This is a genomic window from Cobetia sp. 5-25-4-2 (genome assembly GCF_013374075.1).
GTDB classification, from domain to species: Bacteria; Pseudomonadota; Gammaproteobacteria; order Pseudomonadales; family Halomonadaceae; genus Cobetia; species Cobetia marina.
On sequence record NZ_BLWK01000004.1, the window covers coordinates 63,830 to 83,322 of the forward strand.

The 19,493-nt window shown below is 64.7% G+C and carries 18 protein-coding genes; 12 read left to right on the forward strand and 6 right to left on the reverse strand.

Annotated features, from left to right (window positions below; translation table 11 throughout):
• The first annotated feature begins 32 nt into the window (after nt 1-32).
• Nucleotides 33-2,492 carry a mechanosensitive channel protein gene (gene ybiO / locus HXS65_RS09940; RefSeq protein ID WP_176493792.1) on the forward strand — a complete coding sequence of 820 codons (2,460 nt, stop codon included), beginning with the start codon at nt 33-35 and terminating at the stop codon, nt 2,490-2,492.
• A 139-nt stretch (nt 2,493-2,631) separates the two neighbouring features.
• On the opposite strand, the gene HXS65_RS09945 is transcribed toward ybiO, so the two are convergent.
• The 5 genes from HXS65_RS09945 to hemC all read right to left on the reverse strand — a co-directional run bounded on the left by HXS65_RS09945 (nt 2,632) and on the right by hemC (nt 8,273).
• A complete protein-coding gene (locus tag HXS65_RS09945) occupies nt 2,632-3,216 on the reverse strand; it encodes a DUF2780 domain-containing protein (protein ID WP_077379535.1) in 585 nt (194 codons plus the stop codon).
• 407 nt (nt 3,217-3,623) lie between these two features.
• Entirely contained in the window at nt 3,624-4,847 is a 1,224-nt protein-coding gene (locus HXS65_RS09950; RefSeq protein ID WP_077379537.1) for a heme biosynthesis HemY N-terminal domain-containing protein, read from the reverse strand.
• Nucleotides 4,844-6,397 carry a uroporphyrinogen-III C-methyltransferase gene (locus tag HXS65_RS09955; protein WP_136939445.1) on the reverse strand — a complete coding sequence of 518 codons (1,554 nt, stop codon included), beginning with the start codon at nt 6,395-6,397 and terminating at the stop codon, nt 4,844-4,846. Before HXS65_RS09955 ends, HXS65_RS09950 begins: the two co-directional genes overlap by 4 nt.
• Nucleotides 6,398-7,333, reverse strand: coding sequence for a uroporphyrinogen-III synthase (locus HXS65_RS09960; RefSeq protein WP_308483178.1), 936 nt, complete (start codon nt 7,331-7,333; stop codon nt 6,398-6,400).
• The gene (hemC, locus tag HXS65_RS09965) at nt 7,326-8,273 is read right to left on the reverse strand and encodes a hydroxymethylbilane synthase (protein ID WP_255303209.1); all 948 of its coding nucleotides are present in this window, start codon (nt 8,271-8,273) and stop codon (nt 7,326-7,328) included. The genes HXS65_RS09960 and hemC overlap by 8 nt, the downstream gene beginning before the upstream one ends.
• A 282-nt stretch (nt 8,274-8,555) precedes the next feature.
• Between hemC and argH the strand changes: the two genes are divergently transcribed.
• From argH to HXS65_RS10005, 8 genes are all read left to right on the forward strand, one after another.
• A complete protein-coding gene (gene argH / locus HXS65_RS09970) occupies nt 8,556-9,950 on the forward strand; it encodes an argininosuccinate lyase (protein WP_084209847.1) in 1,395 nt (464 codons plus the stop codon).
• An 80-nt stretch (nt 9,951-10,030) separates the two neighbouring features.
• Nucleotides 10,031-10,252: a lipoprotein gene (locus tag HXS65_RS09975; RefSeq protein WP_077379540.1), complete on the forward strand. Its 222-nt coding sequence runs from the start codon at nt 10,031-10,033 to the stop codon at nt 10,250-10,252.
• 59 nt (nt 10,253-10,311) lie between these two features.
• The gene (gene lysA, locus HXS65_RS09980; RefSeq protein WP_176493793.1) at nt 10,312-11,583 is read left to right on the forward strand and encodes a diaminopimelate decarboxylase; all 1,272 of its coding nucleotides are present in this window, start codon (nt 10,312-10,314) and stop codon (nt 11,581-11,583) included.
• On the forward strand, nt 11,583-12,413 hold the full coding sequence (dapF, locus tag HXS65_RS09985; protein WP_077379544.1) for a diaminopimelate epimerase: 831 nt from the start codon (nt 11,583-11,585) through the stop codon (nt 12,411-12,413). The genes lysA and dapF overlap by 1 nt, the downstream gene beginning before the upstream one ends.
• Before the next feature lie 70 nt (nt 12,414-12,483).
• Entirely contained in the window at nt 12,484-13,275 is a 792-nt protein-coding gene (locus tag HXS65_RS09990) for a DUF484 family protein (RefSeq protein WP_077379546.1), read from the forward strand.
• Nucleotides 13,272-14,330, forward strand: a complete 1,059-nt coding sequence (locus tag HXS65_RS09995) for a tyrosine recombinase XerC (protein ID WP_176493794.1) — start codon at nt 13,272-13,274, stop codon at nt 14,328-14,330. Before HXS65_RS09990 ends, HXS65_RS09995 begins: the two co-directional genes overlap by 4 nt.
• Nucleotides 14,330-15,052 (forward strand): HAD family hydrolase, encoded by a 723-nt coding sequence (locus HXS65_RS10000; RefSeq protein WP_084209499.1) that lies wholly within the window; start codon nt 14,330-14,332, stop codon nt 15,050-15,052. The genes HXS65_RS09995 and HXS65_RS10000 overlap by 1 nt, the downstream gene beginning before the upstream one ends.
• 222 nt (nt 15,053-15,274) lie before the next feature.
• Nucleotides 15,275-15,724, forward strand: coding sequence for a hypothetical protein (locus tag HXS65_RS10005; RefSeq protein WP_176493795.1), 450 nt, complete (start codon nt 15,275-15,277; stop codon nt 15,722-15,724).
• A 211-nt stretch (nt 15,725-15,935) separates the two neighbouring features.
• Here HXS65_RS10005 and yihA read toward each other — a convergent pair whose 3' ends face one another.
• Nucleotides 15,936-16,625, reverse strand: coding sequence for a ribosome biogenesis GTP-binding protein YihA/YsxC (yihA, locus tag HXS65_RS10010; RefSeq protein ID WP_077379554.1), 690 nt, complete (start codon nt 16,623-16,625; stop codon nt 15,936-15,938).
• Nucleotides 16,626-16,939: 314 nt separating this feature from the next.
• Here yihA and HXS65_RS10015 point away from each other — a divergent pair, with 314 nt between their 5' ends.
• The 3 genes from HXS65_RS10015 to HXS65_RS10025 all read left to right on the forward strand — a co-directional run bounded on the left by HXS65_RS10015 (nt 16,940) and on the right by HXS65_RS10025 (nt 19,365).
• Complete coding sequence (locus HXS65_RS10015) at nt 16,940-17,623, forward strand: cytochrome c (RefSeq protein ID WP_255304480.1); 684 nt, start codon at nt 16,940-16,942, stop codon at nt 17,621-17,623.
• Nucleotides 17,624-17,884: 261 nt separating this feature from the next.
• The gene (locus HXS65_RS10020) at nt 17,885-18,529 is read left to right on the forward strand and encodes a thiol:disulfide interchange protein DsbA/DsbL (protein ID WP_084209502.1); all 645 of its coding nucleotides are present in this window, start codon (nt 17,885-17,887) and stop codon (nt 18,527-18,529) included.
• The gene (locus HXS65_RS10025) at nt 18,529-19,365 is read left to right on the forward strand and encodes an endonuclease/exonuclease/phosphatase family protein (protein ID WP_176493796.1); all 837 of its coding nucleotides are present in this window, start codon (nt 18,529-18,531) and stop codon (nt 19,363-19,365) included. The genes HXS65_RS10020 and HXS65_RS10025 overlap by 1 nt, the downstream gene beginning before the upstream one ends.
• Nucleotides 19,366-19,493 lie beyond the last annotated feature (128 nt).

The following is a 19,493-nucleotide window of genomic DNA, read 5'->3' on the forward strand; positions in this document are numbered from 1 at the left end:
ATCCGACATTCACCAGACAGGAGAAGCCATCAGTGGCGACCCCGATCCCCCCCCACTCCCCTCCCGCGCAAACCGCAACGTCATCGATCGCCTCGCGCCTGAGTGCCGGCTGGTTACAGGGCCTGATGGCACTGGCGATCATGCTGTGCCTCAGCGTCAGTGGCCTGGCGCATGCCGCCCCCGCCAGCGATGCTGACGCCGCCAGCTCGTCCTATGAGAGTCTGGCGACGTTACTCGAGGACCCCGACCAGCGTGAGGCACTGATTGAAGGCTTGCGCCAGCTGGACAGCAAGACGAGCGAACAGGCAGCCGAGGTGGCGGGGACGGAAGTCACGCTGAGCGAGGACTCACCGTCACTGTCCCGCCAGCTGGCCGAGATCAGCCAGGAGCTTGTCGCAGAGCTTTCCGCGACCCTGGACCGCATGATCCAGACGCTCAGCGGCCTCGGCAGTGAAGATGCCAGCAGCATCGACTGGGAGCGCTTCATGACCGAAGCCATCAGTCTGGGGCTGGTGGTCATCTCCACCATCGGGCTGTTCCTGGTCCTGCGCCGGCTGGCCCATCCGCTCTTCAGTCGCGTCAGCCAATGGTCGCTGGATGGTCAGCACCGCAGCCCGCTGCTGCGCACCCTGATGGCAGTGATCATCGCGGCGATCGTCGACGTGGCCGTGATCGGTCTGGCGTTCCTGGGGGGCTATCTGCTGGCCATCTTCGCCTATGGCGAACAGGGCGTGATAGGACAGCGCGAGTCGATGTTCCTGAATGCCTATCTGGTGATCGAGCTGGTCAAGGCCTTGATGCGCATGCTGTTCTCCTCCGGCTACCAGGGCCTGCGCCTGATGCCGATGCGAGATGAGGTCGCCCGCTACTGGAATCGCTCACTGGCATTGCTCGCCGGCTTCATCGGCTACGGCATCCTCGTCGTGGTACCGATGATCAACAACAATCTGGCACCGGCCGTGGGCAGCTTCGTCAGCCTGCTGATCATGGGTATCGCGCTGATCTGGGCCATCGTGGTCATCAGCCGCAACCGTGTTCTGCTGCGTGACCGCCTGCTCGATCAGGCCCGCGAGACCCACAATGCCTTCATCGCCGTCTGCCTGCGCATTCTGGCCCGTACCTGGCACCTGATCGCGCTGGCCTACTTCGCGACCCTGTTCATCATCTCGCAGACGACACCGGAAGAGGCGCTGCCCTTCATGATGGCCGCGACGCTCAAGACGCTGCTCGCCATCGGTGGCGGGGCACTGCTGTCTCGCGTGCTGACGCAGCTGATCGGCAAGCGCATCCAGGTGTCCGACAAGCTGCGTGGTCAGCTGCCGATGCTGGAGACGCGCCTCAACTCCTACATCCCGACCGCGCTGCGCATCATGCGCGCCATCATCCTGGTCGTCGTGGTCGGCATGGTGCTGAATGCCTGGAGCATCGTGGCGCTTGGCGACTGGCTGGCAACGGACGCCGGGGCCCTGCTGCTGTCACGCATCTTCCATGTGCTGTTCATCCTCGCCTTCGCGGTCGTGATCTGGGTCGGCATCGCCAGCCTGATCGAGCACAAGCTAAATCCGGATACCGGCAAGGGCAAGCCCTCCTCACGCGTGGAAACCCTGCTGGCACTGTTCCGCAATGCCATCGCCATCGCGATGATCGTCTTCACCGCGATGATCGTGCTGTCGGAGATCGGCATCGACATCGCGCCGCTGCTGGCCGGTGCCGGGGTGCTCGGTCTGGCGATCGGTTTCGGGGCCCAGAAGATGGTGCAGGACATCATCACCGGCGTGTTCATCCAGCTCGAGAATGCCATCAACACCGGTGACGTGGTCACCGCCGGTGGCGTGACCGGGACGGCGGAACGCCTGACCATCCGCTCGGTGGGCATCCGCGATCTGTCCGGCACCTTCCATATCGTGCCGTTCTCCTCGGTGGATACCGTCTCCAACTACATGCGTGACTTCGCCTACCATGTCGGCGAGTACGGCATTTCCTACCGCGAGAACGTCGATCACGCCATCGTGCACCTGCGTGCGGCCTTCGATGAACTCCAGGAAAGCAGTTATGGCGCGGAGATTCTCGAACCGGTCACCATCGCTGGCGTCTCGTCGCTCGCCGACAGCTCGGTCAACATCCGTGTGATGATCAAGACCAGCCCGGGCAACCAGTGGGCCATCGGCCGCGAGTACAACAAGCTCGTGAAGCAGCACTTCGACGCCGCCGGCATCGAGATCCCGTTCCCGCACATGACCATGTACTTCGGTCAGGACAAGGACGGTGGTGCGCCGCCGGCCAACGTTCGCACCATGCATGAACCATTCGTGATCGATGGCTCCGCCGCCGGTCAGCCGAAGACTCCCGAGCAGCGTGAGGCCGCCGCCAAGGTGGCTCAGCGTCGCGAGGAGACCCCGCTGACCCGCCATGCCACCAAGGACGGCGAAGTCGTGGATGCCGAGGAACAGCGCATCCGTCAGACCACCCAACCGGATGCCGACGGCGACTGATCGCGCGCCCGGGGTATCCCGACACGGCTGCCTGCGATGGGCGCCGGACTGAAACGAAAACGCCCCCGAGCCAATGGCTCGGGGGCGTTTTCATGTGCGGGCGTAAACCGATGCCTCACACCTCATGCGCGAGGCTGGCTCAGGAGCCGGTGCCCCACAGGCCAGACAGTGAGCTCAGCAGCGTCGAGCTGACACCTTCGCCACCCATGTAGCTGAGCAGCACCGGCGCGAACTGGGACACCATGCTGCTGTCCATGCCCAGCGCGGAGAAGGCGCTGTCCAGAGACGCACTGTCATCGACATTGCCGACGGTGCTGGCCAATGCCGTGGCATTGTCATTGCCGCTCAGGCTGGCAAGGCTGGACAGGGTCGAGAGAGAGCTGCTGCTGGTCAGGCTGGACAGCTGCGGCACTTCACTGGACAGCTCGGAGGTCGCGCTGGAACCCAGCTGGGACTGAGCCAGTGCCAGCATGGCAGCGGAGCCACCCAGCGCCTGGGTGGAAGACACGCCCAGCTGGGAGGTCAGGCTGGACATCAGGTCGGCTGCCGGCAGGGACTGGCCCGTCTGGCTGCTCAGCATGCTGCTGGCCAGGCTCATCATGGAGCTGGAGGAGCTGGAGGAACTGGCGGTGTTGCCGGAAGAGCTGTTGCCGGTAGCGGCACAGCCGGCAAGTGACACGGCCAGTACGGAGGCGCCCATCAGGGCCAGGGACTTTTGCAACATGCAGACTCCATTATGTCTTGGGGATAAGCCGAACAAGGCTCAGGAATGGCCTGCCGTGACGGCAGATCATTCATCACGCGGAATCATCGCACGGAGGAAATGCCGACAGCCAGCGCCATGGGTGCCCAGCGCCCCACGGCGGGCATGGATCGCCGGTTGCAGGGTCTGCAACCCCGAGTCTTGCAGGGCCGCCCGAGACCGCTACCGGCTCAGACCCGCACCACCACGGAGGGGGAAAAGCGCCATCTGACAGGCAAAAAGAAGGGTATCCCGTCACGCCATGGCATGAACGCGGATACCCGGAGAGTAACCAATGTCCACCGACCAGAGACCTGGCCGGCGGCAGTTTTTCATCTTCTCGCGAAATGAGGAAACAATGTGCAGCGCCGCCCGACGGGCGGCGTCGATCAGGCGTTGTCCTTGCTGGGCTGCGGCAGCGCCGGCAGTGAACGATCCAGCAGCTCGACGCTCTGGCGATAGTAGAGCTGACTCTTGTTGTGCTCGCCAAGGTTGGCGAACAGACGTGCCAGCTCAGCACACACCGTGCCGCTCGGACGCTGACGCTGACTGGCCTCGAAATACTCCTGCGCCTTGCCCCAGTTGGCGTTGCGCAATGCCAGTCGACCCAGCGACAGCAGCAGGTCCGGATCATTCGGACGCTCCTGCAGCCACTTCTCGGCATACACCAGCTGACGCGGCGCATCCACGTCCAGCAGGCCATAGCGCAGCACCAGACGTGAATCCCAGCATTCCTTCAGCGAGTGACGCAGCAGGCGCTCTGCCAGCCCTTCCTGCCCACCGGCGATCAATGCCTCGGCATACAGGGCGACCAGATTCACGTCGCTGCGCAGGTGGTCCGGCATGTCGGCCCACAGGTTGCGCACGCGCTCGATGTCTTCCGGATTGCGCGCGGCCTGCTGGATCAGTGCCACGTAGGCGCGCTGTTCCAGCTCCTTCTTCTCTTCCGGTGAGATGAGGTCCTGCTTGTCGAGACGCGGCATCAGGCGACGCAGGCCATCCCAGTCATTCACCGCCAGATACGCCTGCTTGAGCAGTTTGAGGACCTGCGGGTGCTCGCCGAGCTGCTTGTCGAGACGCGTCAGCGTCGCGAGTGCCTGCTCGTGCTGCTGGCGATCCAGCATCAGCTGCGCCTGCACCAGCCCCACGGCACTCTCGGAGCCCTGAGTGGACTCATGAGCACGCTTGAGCAGCGTATCCGCCTGCTCGAAACGCCCCTGATAGTGGGCAGCGAGTGCTGCGGACAGATAGTTGACCAGCGGTGTGCTGGAGTCTTCCGCGGAATGGGTCAGCGACTTCTCGGCACGCTTCCAGCGGCCTTCGGCCAGCGCCACCAGGCCACGCACGGTCTTGCGGGTGGCATTGCGATGGCGCGTGCGGCTGTTCCACACCTTGAGGCGCGAGAACGGATGCGCGAAACGCGACAGCAGACGCAGGCCGAAATGCAGCACCACGAAGGCGCCCAGCAACAGCACCAGCCCGAACCAGAAGGACGTCTGGACCGAGGTATCACCGACACGAATCAGCCAATAGCCGGGGAACGACTGCATCAGCTGACCGAACAGCGCACCGATGGCCAGGCCGATGATGATCAGCAGTATCAGTTTTCTCATGCCTCACCACCCCCGGACTGGGCGCGGCGTTCGATCAGCTCACGCAGCGTGTTGAGAGACGCGGAGATATCCGGAAGCTCCGGGCGGATGGTCTTGCCCTTGAGGTCTTCCAGCTTGGCGACGGCATTCTGCACGCCATCAGTCTTGGTGTCGTAGTAACCGTTGACCAGCGTGATCGCCTTGTCGATGGCCGCCTGATACAGCTTCGGCTCTTCCTTGAGCAGCGCCAGCTGGGCCTGCTCGAGCACCAGACGCACGTTCTGGCGCAGATAGGATTCCTGCTCCGGCGTGATCAGGGCTTCCAGTGCCTCATCATGACGACGCACGGTGACCAGATTCTTCAGCTCATTGCCGAAGCGCGCCAGCTGCTGCTGCCAGCCGCCGGTGGGCGGAGCGTCGTTCTCGACCTTGGCGGCGATCTCGGCCACGTCCTGCTTGAGCGGCAGACGCGCCAGCTGTTCCTGCTCGGCGAGCAGCGCCAGGTAGATGCCACTGCGGTCGACACGCGGCACGCTGTCGAGGCTGGCCAGCTCGGACTGGATCGCCTTGCGAACCGGCAGCAGGGCGGGGTTGTCCGCCTCGGCGATACGCGCATCGGCGTTCTCGAGCAGTGCGTCGGCACCGTTCACGTCACGCTCCAGCTGCAGGCGCTGATTGGCGAGACGCAGCAGGTATTCGGCCTCCGCGTAATGCCAGTCGCGGGCATCGGTCTGCTGGGTCTTGCTGAGCTCCTCGAGCACCTTGTTGAGCGCCTGCTCGGTCTGCTGGCTCTCGCCGGACAGACGCTTGTCGAGATCACTGACCTGCGAGGCGTTCTTGTCGAGCTTGCCGGACAGGCTGGCGACCTTGCTCTCGACCTGGCCGACCTGCTGGGTCACGGATTCGCTGACCTGCTTGTCGAGGCCCTGGGCATCCGGCAGGGCGTTCAGACGCTGCCAGCCGAACCAGGCCAGTACCGCGACGACGATGGCAAGAAGAATGACCAGCACCAGTGCGATGCCGCCGGCAGCACTCTTCTTGCTGCCCTGCGGCTCGCTCGGCGGCGTGCCTCCTCCCGCGCCACCGGCACTCTTGCCCGTCACGCCGCTCTTGTCTGAAGCCCCTCCCTTGCCTGAGGCAGCGCCCTTGCCGGACGCCGTCGAGGCAGTGGTCGTCTCGGCGGCAGGCGCGGTATCGGTCTGCTTCGGGAAGGGAGATTTCGCGCCGGAAGGCGTCGAGGCGTTATCGTCGGAAGTCTGGCTCACGGGCGTGGACTCGCTGGCAGTGGAGGATGAAGAGGAGGAGCTGCCCTGTCCCTTTCCCCGTCCGCGACGGTTGCGCCCGCCACGCGAGCGTCGCTCACGTGGGGCGTCAGCCGTGGCGGATGACGAGGAAGAGGAGGACGAACGGGAGGCCTCGGCGCCAGGGCGGCCAGAGGCAGTGTCTTCGGCGTGTTCGCCGGGAGCGGAAGAGGCATCTGATGCGCGAGCGGCAGCATCCTTGTCGCTCGGCTTGCCTGGCGTGGTGCCGGCAGAGCCGTGGTCTTCCTGATCGTGTTCTCGGTTGCTCATCTACGCTTGCCCTTTTCCGGATTCTTGGGAATCGATGGCCTCGCGCGGACCAGGCGCAGTGGCGCCGGTCTCTCTCGCATGGCGAGTCGGGGCGCAGGCATCCAGCACTGCCTGCCTCAGGGCCCCGGGTGAGGCATCCGCGGCGACCGTCACGCGCTCGAACCCATGAGCGTGTGCCAGTGTAGCCAAACGGTTGCTCGACACGATTAGCGGTTGGTTCAAGGTCCGCGTCGTTGCCGAGGTCACTACCGCCTCAAGCAGCGTATTGCTGGTCACCACCATTGCATCATACGCGCCCGCCGCCAGACGGCCAGCCTGTTGAGAGGACAAAGCCAACGGAAGGCGTCGATAAAGCGCCAGACGCGTCACCTGGGCACCGCGTACCACCAGGGTGTCCTCCAGCAGGGCGCGCCCGCCTTCTCCGGCCGCCAGCAGCCAGCGCTGCCCCTGAAGCTGCTGCAGGGACGGCAGCGAGAGCAGGGCCTCGCTGGTCGTGCCGACCGGGGCATCCACCTCGACATGTGCGCCACGCGTGGCGTGTGGCGGCACTCTCACCCGAACGCCGAGGCGTGAGTGGAGTACCTCTGCCGTCGCGGAGCCCACCGCGTAGAAGGCAAGCCCCTCGGGCAATTGCGGCCACCAGTCTTCCAGCCAGTCCGCCAGGTAGCCGGCGGCCTGAGGCGAGATGACCACCACCCCTCGATAGAGGTCGATGTCGAGAATCGCCTGACGCCCGGCGGGCTCCAGCGGCAGCGGCTCGAGCGCCATCAGCTTCAGGCACTCCACGGCGCAGCCAACGTCTCTCAGCATCGCATCAAGCACGGCACCGCGCGAGCCCGGACGCGTCGTCAGCACTTCAAGAGACGACCGCGCACTCGATGCCGCGCGAGGCATCGCCCGGTCATCCACCTCCGCATGGCGGGCACCATCAGTCACGCGCATCGCCATAGACCGCCGCCAGAATCTCGCCGGCCCCCTGCTGCAACAGATCTTCCGCCACGGCGATGCCCAGCGCTTCGGGCGTATCGGCCGGACCACGCGCCTCGGCACGCAGGATGACGCTGCCATCGGGATTGCCGACCAGTGCCCGCAACCACAGCTGCCTGCCACCCTCTTCCAGCACGGCATAGCCACCGATCGGTACCTGGCAGCCACCTTCCAGATGCGTATTCATGGCGCGCTCGGCCAGCACGCAACGACTGGAGTCTTCATGAGCCAGCGGTGCCAGCAGGGCGAGAATCTCCTCGTCCTGCAGATTGCATTCGATGCCCAGCGCGCCTTGTCCACAGGCCGGCAGACAGGTCTCGGCGTCCATCTCGGCGGTGATGCGTGCATCCAGTTCGAGGCGCTGCAGGCCGGAGGTGGCGAGGATGATGGCGTCGAACTCACCGGCATCCAGCTTGCCGAGACGCGTCTGGACATTGCCGCGCAGGCTGAGCACCTCGAGATCCGGACGGGCGGCCTTGGCCTGCAGGCCACGACGCAGGCTGGAGGTGCCCAGACGAGCCCCCTGGGGGAGCGCGTCAAAGTTGGCGTGGTCGTTGGAGACGAACGCATCGGTGGGCGCATGGCGCTCGAGAATCACGGCCAACCCCAGCGATTCCGGGAAATGCATCGGCACGTCCTTCATGGAGTGCACGGCGATGTCGGCGCGACCATCCAGCATGGCTTCTTCCAGTTCCTTCACGAACAGGCCCTTGCCGCCGATCTTGGCCAACGGCGTGTCGAGAATCTTGTCGCCCCGCGTGGACATCGGCACCAGCTCGACCGTCAAGCCGGGATGCAGGGCTTCCAGACGTGCCTTGACGTGTTCAGCCTGCCACAGGGCAAGCAGGCTCTTGCGGGTCGCGATACGCAGGGTCTCACGGCGGGACACGGCATTCTCCTTGGGACGCGCGACGCTGGCGCGACAGTCGAAACGTTCGTGACGGCCAACATTGACCGCCACCGGATACCGTCATCATAAAGCCACTGATGGCCAAGGGGAAAATCCCCGGAAGCGTCACGATGACACGCCTCCCTGGCCGCAACGCATCTTGGTGCGCGCCCCCCTCGCCCATCCGACGGAGTCTGGTACACTCCAAGGTCAACGATACCGGCTGCGCGACCGTGCACCGGACGCCGAACTCTGGACATGTCACCACAATTCGAGATCCCGATGAGCGAATCTACCAATCAGTCCTGGGGCGGCCGCTTCAGCGAGCCGACCGATGCCTTCGTGGCCCGCTTCACCGCGTCCGTCGATTTTGATCAGCGCATGGCGCAGCACGATATTCGTGGCTCCATCGCCCACGCCACCATGCTGGCCGGCGTCGGCGTGCTGAGCGAGGAAGAGCGCGACACCATCATCGAAGGACTGAAGGAGATCAGCGAAGAGATCGCTCGCGGCGAATTCGAGTGGTCCGTCGCGCTGGAAGATGTGCACATGAACATCGAGGCACGTCTGACCGCCAAGATCGGCAACACCGGCAAGAAGCTGCACACCGGTCGCTCACGCAATGATCAGGTGGCCACCGACATCCGCCTTTACCTGCGCGACGAGATCGACGTCATCGACGCCGAGCTGACGCGTCTGCGGGAAGGCATGCTGGGCCTGGCCGAGCAGGAAGCCGACACCATCATGCCGGGCTTCACTCACCTGCAGAGCGCTCAGCCGGTCACCTTCGGCCACCATCTGCTGGCGTGGCAGGAAATGGTCGCCCGTGACCAGGACCGCCTGCGTGACTGCCGTACCCGCATGAACGTGCTCCCGCTGGGCGCCGCGGCGCTGGCCGGCACCACCTTCCCCATCGACCGCCACGTCACCACCGAGCTGCTCGGCTTCGATCGCCCGACCGAGAACAGCCTCGACTCCGTCAGCGACCGTGACTTCGCCATCGAATTCACCAGCTTCGCCAGCCTGCTGATGATGCACCTGTCACGCATGAGCGAAGAGCTGGTGCTGTGGACCAGCGCCCAGTTCGACTTCATCGATCTGCCGGATCGCTTCTGCACCGGTTCCTCCATCATGCCGCAGAAGAAGAACCCGGACGTGCCGGAACTGGTGCGTGGCAAGACCGGCCGTGTCTATGGCCACCTGATGAGCCTGCTGACCCTGATGAAGTCCCAGCCGCTGGCCTACAACAAGGACAATCAGGAAGACAAGGAGCCGCTGTTCGATACCATCGATACCGTACGCGGCAGCCTGCGCGCCTTCGCCGACATGATTCCGGCGATCCGCGCCAAGTCCGACAACATGTACGCCTCGGCCAGCAAGGGCTTCGCCACCGCGACTGACCTGGCAGATTACCTGGTGCGCAAGGGTGTCGCCTTCCGGGATGCCCACGAGATCGTCGGCAAGTCCGTCGCCTTCGGCATCGAGCAGAAGCGTGACCTGTCCGAGATGACGCTGGATGAACTCAAGCAGTTCTCCGACACCATCGAACAGGACGTCTTCGACGTGCTCACGCTGGAAGGTTCCGTCGCGGCGCGCAATCACATCGGGGGCACCGCGCCGAATCAGGTGCGTGCTGCCGTGCAGCGTGCACGTGAGGCGCTGACCAGCCGCGCCTGAAACCGTCAAGTCGGGGCCTGACCGTGTAATGCACCGTCAGGCCCTCACCGCTTCATCGTCAGCTGCCAGGAGGCCGCCCGATGCGTCATCTGATGAGCCAGTCCGCCCGTCACGCCCTTCGTACCCTTGCGGGCCTGCTGCTGGGTGCAGGCCTTCTGACCGGCTGCGGTCAGAAGGGCCCGCTGTATCTGCCGGCGGACGCCGATGCCGGCGGTCAACGTGCCGAGGCACCCGCCCCTGCACCGGCTGCCGCCGAGACAGAGCGCACCGCCGCTACCGAGACTTCCGGCAGCGACGCCTGAGCCCCCCTTACATCTCCGGCGGGTGATACCCGCCGGCGCGACATCTTGCAGGCCGGATCATGGATCACTTCGTATATCAGGATGGCGTGCTGCACGCCGAAGACGCCTCTCTCGCCACGCTGGCCGAGCAGTTCGGCACGCCTTGCTACGTCTACAGCCGTGCCACGCTGGAGCGCCACTTCAAGGCCTATCAGGATGCGCTGGGCGACCACCCGCATCTGATCTGTTACGCCGTGAAGGCCAACTCCAACCTGGCGGTGCTCAACGTGCTGGCACGTCTGGGTGCCGGCTTCGACATCGTCTCCGCCGGTGAGCTGGAGCGCGTCCTCAAGGCCGGCGGAGACCCCGCCAAGGTCGTGTTCTCCGGCGTCGCCAAGCAGGCCGCCGAGATGCAGCGCGCGCTGGAGCTGGGCATCAAGTGCTTCAACGTCGAATCGCTGCCCGAGCTTGAGCGCCTCAATGCCGTCGCCGGTCGCCTCGGGCGTATCGCACCGGTGTCGCTGCGCATCAACCCGGACGTCGATGCCGGCACCCACCCGTACATCTCCACCGGCCTCAAGGCCAACAAGTTCGGCATTCCGGTCGAGCAGGCGCTGGAGGTCTACGAGACCGCCGCCGCCATGGAGCACGTCAAGGTGGTAGGCGTCGATTGTCATATCGGCTCCCAGCTGACCGAGCTGGCGCCGTTCCTCGACTCCCTCGAGCGCCTGCTCGTGCTGCTGGATCGCCTGCGCGAGCGCGGCATCATCATCGAGCATCTGGATCTCGGCGGCGGCCTCGGCGTGCCCTACCAGAACGAGACGCCGCCGGAGCCCTTCGCCTACGCAAGCGCCCTGCTGGAACGCCTGGCGCGCTACGAGCATGGCAACGAGATGACACTGCTGTTCGAGCCGGGTCGCTCCATCGCCGCCAACGCCGGCGTCCTGCTGACGCGTGTCGAGTACCTCAAGCCCGGCGAAGAGAAGAACTTCGCCATCATCGATGCCGGCATGAATGACCTGATCCGTCCGTCGCTGTATCAGGCGTGGCAGAACATCGTGCCCGTCGACACGCGCGAGTCACGTGCAAGCGCCAGCTACGACGTGGTCGGCCCGGTCTGCGAGACAGGCGACTTCCTGGGCAAGGACCGCGAACTGGCCATCGCGCCGGGCGACCTGCTTGCCGTTCGCTCCTCCGGCGCCTATGGCTTCGTGATGGCCTCCAGCTACAACAGCCGCTGTCGTCCCGCCGAAGTGATGGTGGATGGCGACCAGATGCACCTGGTGCGTCGCCGCGAACGTCTGGAAGAACTGTGGACCGGTGAGCAACTGCTGCCGGAAGGTGATGACTGATGCTGGTGCACTTCACCAAGATGCACGGTCTGGGCAATGACTTCATGGTCATTGACCTGATCTCCCAGCGTGGCCGCCTGCGCGATGCCGATATCCGACGGCTTTCGCATCGCAATTTCGGTATCGGCTTCGACCAGCTGCTGGTGGTCGAGCCACCCCGTGACCCGGATATGGACTTCCGCTATCGCATCTACAATGCCGATGGCAGCGAGGTCGAGAACTGCGGCAACGGGGCCCGCTGCTTTGCGCGCTTCGTGCTCAATCAGCGCCTGACCACCAAGCGCGAGATCCGCGTCGAGACCGCCGGTGGCCCGCTGACACTGGTGGTGGCCGATGACGGGCGAGTCCGCGTCGACATGGGTGCTCCGCGCTTCGCCCCCGCCGCGCTGCCCTTCGAGGCCGAGACGGATCTGCCGGTGCATGCGCTGGAGGTCGGCGGCGAGTCCCTGGAGATCGGTGTCGTCTCGATGGGCAACCCCCATGCGGTGCTGCTGGTCGACAGCGTCGACGAGGCACCGGTACGAGAGGTCGGTCCGCTGATCGAAGCGCATCCGCGCTTCCCCAGGCGCGTCAATGCCGGCTTCCTGGAAGTCGTCTCGCCCCACGAAGCGCGCCTGCGCGTCTTCGAGCGTGGCGTCGGCGAGACGCTGGCCTGTGGCACCGGTGCCTGTGCAGCCGTCGCTTCCGGCATTCGTCGTGGCCTGCTCGCCAGTCCTGTCGATGTCACGCTGCCTGGCGGCACCCTGAGCATCGAATGGGGCGGCGAAGGTCACCCTGTCTTCATGACCGGTCCTGCCGAGACCGTCTTCGAAGGCCGCATCATCCTGTAAGCCGCCGCTGACAGGGGACGCCTGCGCGAAGCGCCGGCATCCCGTCGCCAACCCTCGCAAGGAGAGCCATATGGCCGAGCCATCCGCCTCACGTCGCCCGCGCACGCTGGACCCGGACCGGGTCGCCGAGTGGTTGGCCACGCATCCGGATTTCTTCGAGGGTCGGGAAGGGTTGCTCCAGCAGCTGCGCGTGCCACACCCCGAGGCACGCGGTGGCAGCGTCTCGCTGCTGGAGCGGCTGGTGCATGACCTGCGCGGACGTACCGAGCAGGCCGAAGCGCGTCTCGAGGAGCTGCTCAATACCGCCCGCGACAATGAAAGCCGCTATCAGCGACTGCGTCAGATCGTGCTGGATCTGATGGATGCCGAATCGGATGATGCCCTTGCGGAGACTCTGGCAACCCGTCTCAGCGAGCTGTTCGACATCGCCGCCGTCTGCCTGTGGCAGCGCGGCGCCGGCCCCGCGACCCAGCCACCGCGTCAGGTGCTCGATGATGCGCGTGCCGAGCAATTCGAGCGCCTGCTCGAAGGCCGCGCCAGCCGTTGTCTGGCGATGCCACGCACGCGCTGGGAAGCCCTGCTGCCGGACCATGACTGGCCGCTGGGGGCGGAGTGCCACGATCTGGTCGAGGCCAGCCAGGCGGATGCCACGCGCGGCTCCGCCGTCATCGTGCGTCTGACCCGTGGCGAATGTCTGGGCTATCTGGTGGTCGCCAGTGCCGAGGCCGAGCAGTTCCGTGCCGGACTCGACACTCTCTTCCCCGAATATCTCGGCGATGTGCTGGCGCGCTGCCTCGGGCGTCATGCGACGAGTCACACCTCAGACTCCGCTGCCTCGCGTGATGATCAGGCCGCGCGATGAGCGCCTCTGACCTCCCGGATGACTCCCTCGATACTGCGAGGCGCCAGGCGCTGACCCGCCCCTGCCAGCAGTTTCTCGCCCATCTTGCCCAGGACAGCAGCGCGGCGACCGTGAGCGCCTATCAGCGCGATCTCGAGGCACTGATCCACTTCATGTTGCGCCCCTCACCGGCCGAGACCACGGTGGATGCCGACACCAGCACCACCGCTCGGTCTCCTGCAGACTGGCAGGCCCTGGATGTGCCGACACTGCGTCGCTTCCTGGGCGCTGAACGCAGTCGTGGGCTCGCCCCCCGTTCACTGGCCCGACGTCGCGCGGCGATCAGTCGTTTCTGTGGCTGGCTGGTCGATCACGGCATTCTGGCGCACAACCCGGCGGGCCTGGTACAGACACCGCGCCTGCCGGACCACCTCCCTCGCCCGGTGGACATCGACAGCCTGTCACGCTTTCTCGACTGCCCGCACGACGGCACGCCACTGGCGATCCGCGATCAGGCCATGCTGGAGCTGCTCTACGGCTCGGGGCTGCGACTCTCGGAACTGGTCAGTCTCGACCTTGACATGCTGGAGACACGCCGCCTGCGCGTGCGCGGCAAGGGCAACAAGCCTCGCCAGCTGCCCATCGGCTCGCGAGCGCGTCAGGCGCTGGATGCCTGGCTGAAGGTGCGTGGCCAACTCGCGCCTGCTGACGAGACTGCCCTGTTCGTCGGCCAGCGAGGCCAGCGGCTGGGACAACGCGGCGTGCAGCTTCGTCTGGTGACGCAAGCGAAGACACGCGGCCTGCCGGAGCACCTGCACCCCCACCGACTCCGCCATTCCTTCGCCAGCCATCTGCTGGAATCCAGTGGCGATCTGCGCGCCGTGCAGGAGTTGCTGGGCCATGCCCATCTCTCCACGACCCAGGTGTATACCCGACTCGACTGGCAACAGCTAGCCAGCGCCTACGACCAGGCGCACCCCCGTGCACGTCGCCAGCGTGGGCCAGAAGAGGCAACGCCGGCTGACATTGACGCCGCCTCCCCTGCTGATGTTCCGCTCAAGGATGATCCCCTGTGATGCCCGTAACGACGCCTTCGCTGACCGCATTGACCTTCGATCTCGATGACACCCTGTGGGCCAATCGCCCGATCATGGAGCGCGCCGAGACGGAACACTACGCCTGGCTGGACGGTGAGATCGGTCATGCCACTGATTTTCCCCTCGAGGAATATACCCGTCGCCGCATGGCACTCGGGCTGGAACATCCCTTGCGGCGTGGTGACTTCACCTGGCTGCGCCGTGAAGCCATGCGCATCATGCTGCGTGATGCCGGCCATGGCGAAAAGGAAGCCCATCACTGGTCACATGCGGCCGTCGAACGCTTCCTGGCATTGCGCCACGAATTGCAGCCCTTTCCGGAAGCCAGCGAGCTGCTCGACTCACTGGCCCGGCATTACCGCCTCGGCGCCATCACCAATGGCAATGTCGACCTGACACGCCTGGCGCTGGACCATCATTTCGAGTTCAGCATCGCCGCCGGCGAATGGCTGGCGCCCAAGCCGGATGCACGCCCCTTCCTCGCCGCCATGGCACGTCTGGGCAGCCGCCCCTCCACCACGCTGCATGTCGGCGACTCATGGAAGGAAGATGCCCTGCCGGCAGTACGTCTCGGCATGCAGGCGGCATGGATCGACGTGAAGGGGCGTGGCGCGCCGGAGCCGGTTCCCGCCGGAGTCCATGTCATCTCGCATGTCCGGGAGCTTCCGGAACTGTTGCGGCACCTGAATGCATCACGATGAAACGACAGCGCTTCTGACCTTCCAGACCTGACCGTCGGTTACCTGCTGTCACCTAGACTGACGTTCCAGAAAAGCGATACACAAATTAAAACTTGTACAACTTTATGGCGGAGACCATATTTGTTGTACAAGTTTCTCGTGCCTGACGACCCAGGCTTCCACGGGCCTGCCAGGGTCATCCGAGAACTCACGTTCGATGTCGTCGCGACTGGAGAGGACAGCATGAGCACTCAATCATCATCTCGGCGTGTCATCTGCCAGACTTGGCAATATTCCCGCGCCATCAGTGACGACGCCGAGTCCCGCGACGCCACCGACATCATCGAGAGATTCCAGCAGGATCCCGGTCCGCTGGCCCTGCCGCATGCCAGTGCTTGGCAGGGAGTGTTGATCGGCACAGGACAGGTCGTGCTCTGCGCCATGCTGATCGTACTGGCGGTCTACAGTGCGCGAACCAGCATGGAAAACGCCACGCGAGGCGTGACCTCGGTACCGGCAGCGATCATCGACATGTCGGGCGGTGATCCACGGGCACGCAGCATGAATGCCCCTGTCGACAGCTCCCAGGGTGGCCACCTGACACGTTTCGAGGTGCGGGCGAGCCAGGCTGCGATGCCGCAGGTCCCTCAGCGACTGCTGTCAGAAAACACCGCTCCCAGCCTGTTCATGTGAGCAGTGATGAACGGTGACAGGCGGTCGGCCACAGGTGACCGACTGCTTGCCAGGACAGAGATCTGGACGCCCCTTAACTGGATGCCCCATAACTGGACGCCCCACAAAAGAGACGCCCCACAAAAGAGACGCCCCACAAAAGAGACGCCGGTCACCCAAGGGTGACCGGCGTCTCTTTTTATGCAGCAGCACATGTCATGACACGGACGACTCAGTCGTCGAACGGGTCCTGGGGGGCTTCATCGGCCTCACCCTCCGTGACACCTTCCATCACCGCCGGGTCCGCCAGCCACTCATCGAGCTTGGCGTGCACCTGCTCGACTCCCGAATACTTGAGCGACGAGAACAGCTGCACGGTGACGAGGTCTTCCCACTCCTTGAGGGCGTGCCGTACCTTCTGGAGGCTCGCCGCTGCCGGTCCACGCTTCAGCTTGTCCGCCTTGGTCAGCAGGATATGCACCGGCATCTGTGCCTCATCGGCCCAGCCCAGCATCATCTGGTCGAATTCGGACAGCGGGTGACGCACATCCATCAGCAGCACCAGGCCGCGCAGCGACTGGCGGTTGCGCAGGTAGTTGGACAGATGGGACTGCCACTCACGCTTCACCTTGTCCGGCACCTTGGCATAGCCATAGCCGGGCAGGTCGACCAGATGGCGGCCCGTTTCACCGATGGTGAAATAGTTGATCAGCTGAGTGCGGCCAGGCGTCTTGGAGGTACGCGCCAACGCCTTCTGGGACGTCAGGGCATTGATGGCGCTCGACTTTCCGGCGTTGGAGCGACCGGCAAAGGCCACCTCGGCACCGACATCCGTCGGGCACTGGGCCAGGGTGGCGGCGCTGATCAAGAAGCGTGCCTGACGATAGTGAAGCTTGGGGGACGGAGTGGCTGACTCGGCCATGAGAATCTGAATACCTGTTGATGGCGGACGTCTCGCCCGCGCGACATCACGTGAGAGCAGAAGAAACGGCCGGTGAAACGGAATAGAGCACCACTGGCGCTGTCAGCTCGACAGGCAGGCGGCAGGCACATTAACGCGCCCTGAAGGGGATTCGCTATACTGCCGAAATGACAAGCATCACGCTCATGATGCGCTAGTGTACCACCCAGCTCTCACGGGCTGCGAGGCGTCTGACGTACTTCTCCTCGGGTGATGCTTGCCACCAGCGCCGGGATGACTCCACTGCGGGATTTGCGCAAACAGGGACCAGTGACATGAACAAGCTGATGAGATCACCGCAGCACCGTGAAGGGCCGCAGAGCTCGAGCTGGGGCGTACTTGCCACGACGATTTTCGCCACCTTGAGCGCCCTGCTGGCGCTCGGCCTCTCGCCCCGCGCTGGCGCAGACGAGATCACCGCGGATGCCAGCGCCGGCCAGGCCAAGGCAGCCGTCTGTGCTGCCTGCCATGGCGCGCAGGGCGTGTCCCCAGCCTCCGCCTTCCCGCACCTCGCCGGACAGCAGGCCCATTATCTGCGCAAGCAGATCACGGATATCCGCGAGGGTCGTCGCGCGGTTCCCCAGATGGCAGGCCTCACCGACACCCTGAGCGATCAGGACATTGCCGATATCGCGGCCTATTATGCCGAGCAGCCCGCCAACCGCGGCCAGGCAGAGCCCGACGCCGCGAAAGCAGGTGAGGTGCTGTACCGGGCCGGCTCGCTTGAGCGAGGTATCGCGGCCTGTACCGCCTGCCACGGCCCTCGCGGCGAGGGGATTGATTCAGCAGGCTATCCTGCGCTGGCTGGGCAATTCCCCGCCTACACCATCACCTCGCTGAAGGCCTTTCGTGACGGCACGCGTGACAACGACCCCAATGACATCATGAGCAGCATCGCCGCACGCATGAGTGACAGCGACATGCAGCAGGTCGCCGAGTATCTTCACGGCCTGCGCTGAGGCATCCAGTCAGGCTGATGTCACGTATGACATCTGCGATGGCGACCGGCTCCGGCACGGCGTGGCGTGCTCTGCACGGCAACGTGGTCGAACGGCGTTCATCCAGCGGTCAACCTTGTCACGCTAGGCTGGCCAGACAGTGATCCGCCGTGTCCCGCCCGGCAGTCTCGACAGCGGTGGTGGCTGACACGCATACTCGATGCATCACTAATGTTGCCGGGTCTCATGCCCGGGCATGCCTCAACCCGATGGAGATGTTCCATGAAGTGGAAACCCCTACTGACTCTGGTGGCGGGCCTTGGCCTGTCAGCAAGCGTGTTCGCCGCTGAAGCTGGCAAGGACTATCAGGTACTCGACGAACCGGTGAAGACCGATGCACCGGCCGGCAACGTCGAAGTGGTCGAGGCATTCTGGTATGGCTGCCCGCACTGCTACGCACTGGAATCCAGCCTCGAGCCCTGGGTCGATGAGCTGCCCGGTGACGTGACCTTCCATCGTCTGCCGGCCACCATGGGGCAGGACTGGGTCAAGCACGCCTATGCCTTCTATGCCGCCAAGGATCTGGGCATTCTCGATCAGACCCACAAGGCCTTCTTCGATGCCATCCACAAGGACCACCAGCGTCTCACCGACCCGGAAGACATCGCCGCCTTCTACAGCGACTACGGTGTCAGCGAAGAAGACGCCGAGAAGTCCCTGACCTCCTTCGGCGTGAAGAGCCAGGTCAATCAGGCACACGCACAGATGCGCGCCTACAAGATCATGGGTGTCCCCGCACTGATCGTCGACGGTCGCTATGTCGTCTCTCCGAGCACGGCTGGCTCGCTCAAGAACATGCTCAAGATCACCGATGAGCTGGTCGAGCAGGTGCGTGAAGAGAAGGCTGGCGACAAGGACGCCGCCTGATGGCAGAGGCCGCTGACGACTCCCCAGTGGCCGCCGACGCAGCGGATGATACCGGGCATGGATTGTCGGGTTCGCCGCTACGTCTGCTGACCTTCAACATGCAGGTCGGTATCCATACCGCGGCGTGGCATCACTATGTCACCCGCGGTTGGCAACATCTGCTGCCACATCCCAAGCGCCACCGCCGCCTGGAACTGATTGCCGGGGCCATCACACCTTACGACATCGTCGGGCTGCAGGAAGTCGACGGCGGCAGCTTCCGCTCCGGCAACGTCAATCAGGTGGACGCGCTGGCCGAGACGGCTCACTTCCCGCATCGCTATCAGCAGCTCAATCGCAACCTCGGCCGGCTGGCACAGCACAGCAACGGCCTGTTGTCGCGCCTGCCGATCAGCCATCTCGAAGAGCACAGCCTGCCCGGCACCCTGCCGGGGCGCGGTGCCATCCATGCTCGCTTCGGCGAGGGGGAGCATGCGCTGCATGTCTTCGTCACGCATCTGGCACTTGGCGCGCGAATCCAGCGCAAGCAGCTCGATTATCTCGGAGAGCTGATCGCACCGCTCAAGCACGTCATCGTGATGGGCGACCTGAACTGCACCCTGGCTCAACTGCGCCAGCACAAGGGATTCTGCGAGGCGCTCGACTCGCGGCCCAGCAAGGCGATCAACAGCTATCCTGCCTGGCAGCCACGGCGGGGTCTGGACCATATTCTGGCCTCCTCCACCCTGCACATCGAGCACCCCAGCACCCTGTCCCACCTCTTCTCCGACCATCTGCCTCTTGCGGTGGAAGTGCACCTCCCCGTGGCCTGTCAGAAGGCGCTTGGTCTGGCCTGACACGCCCTCACCTCAATTCTCAGTCCTCTCACGGGTGCCTGGATATCACCCTCGATATCCGCCGGGACCCGCCTGTCCGTCACCTTGATTGCCACCTTCCCGTTCCCGTCCTGTATGGATTTTTCAAT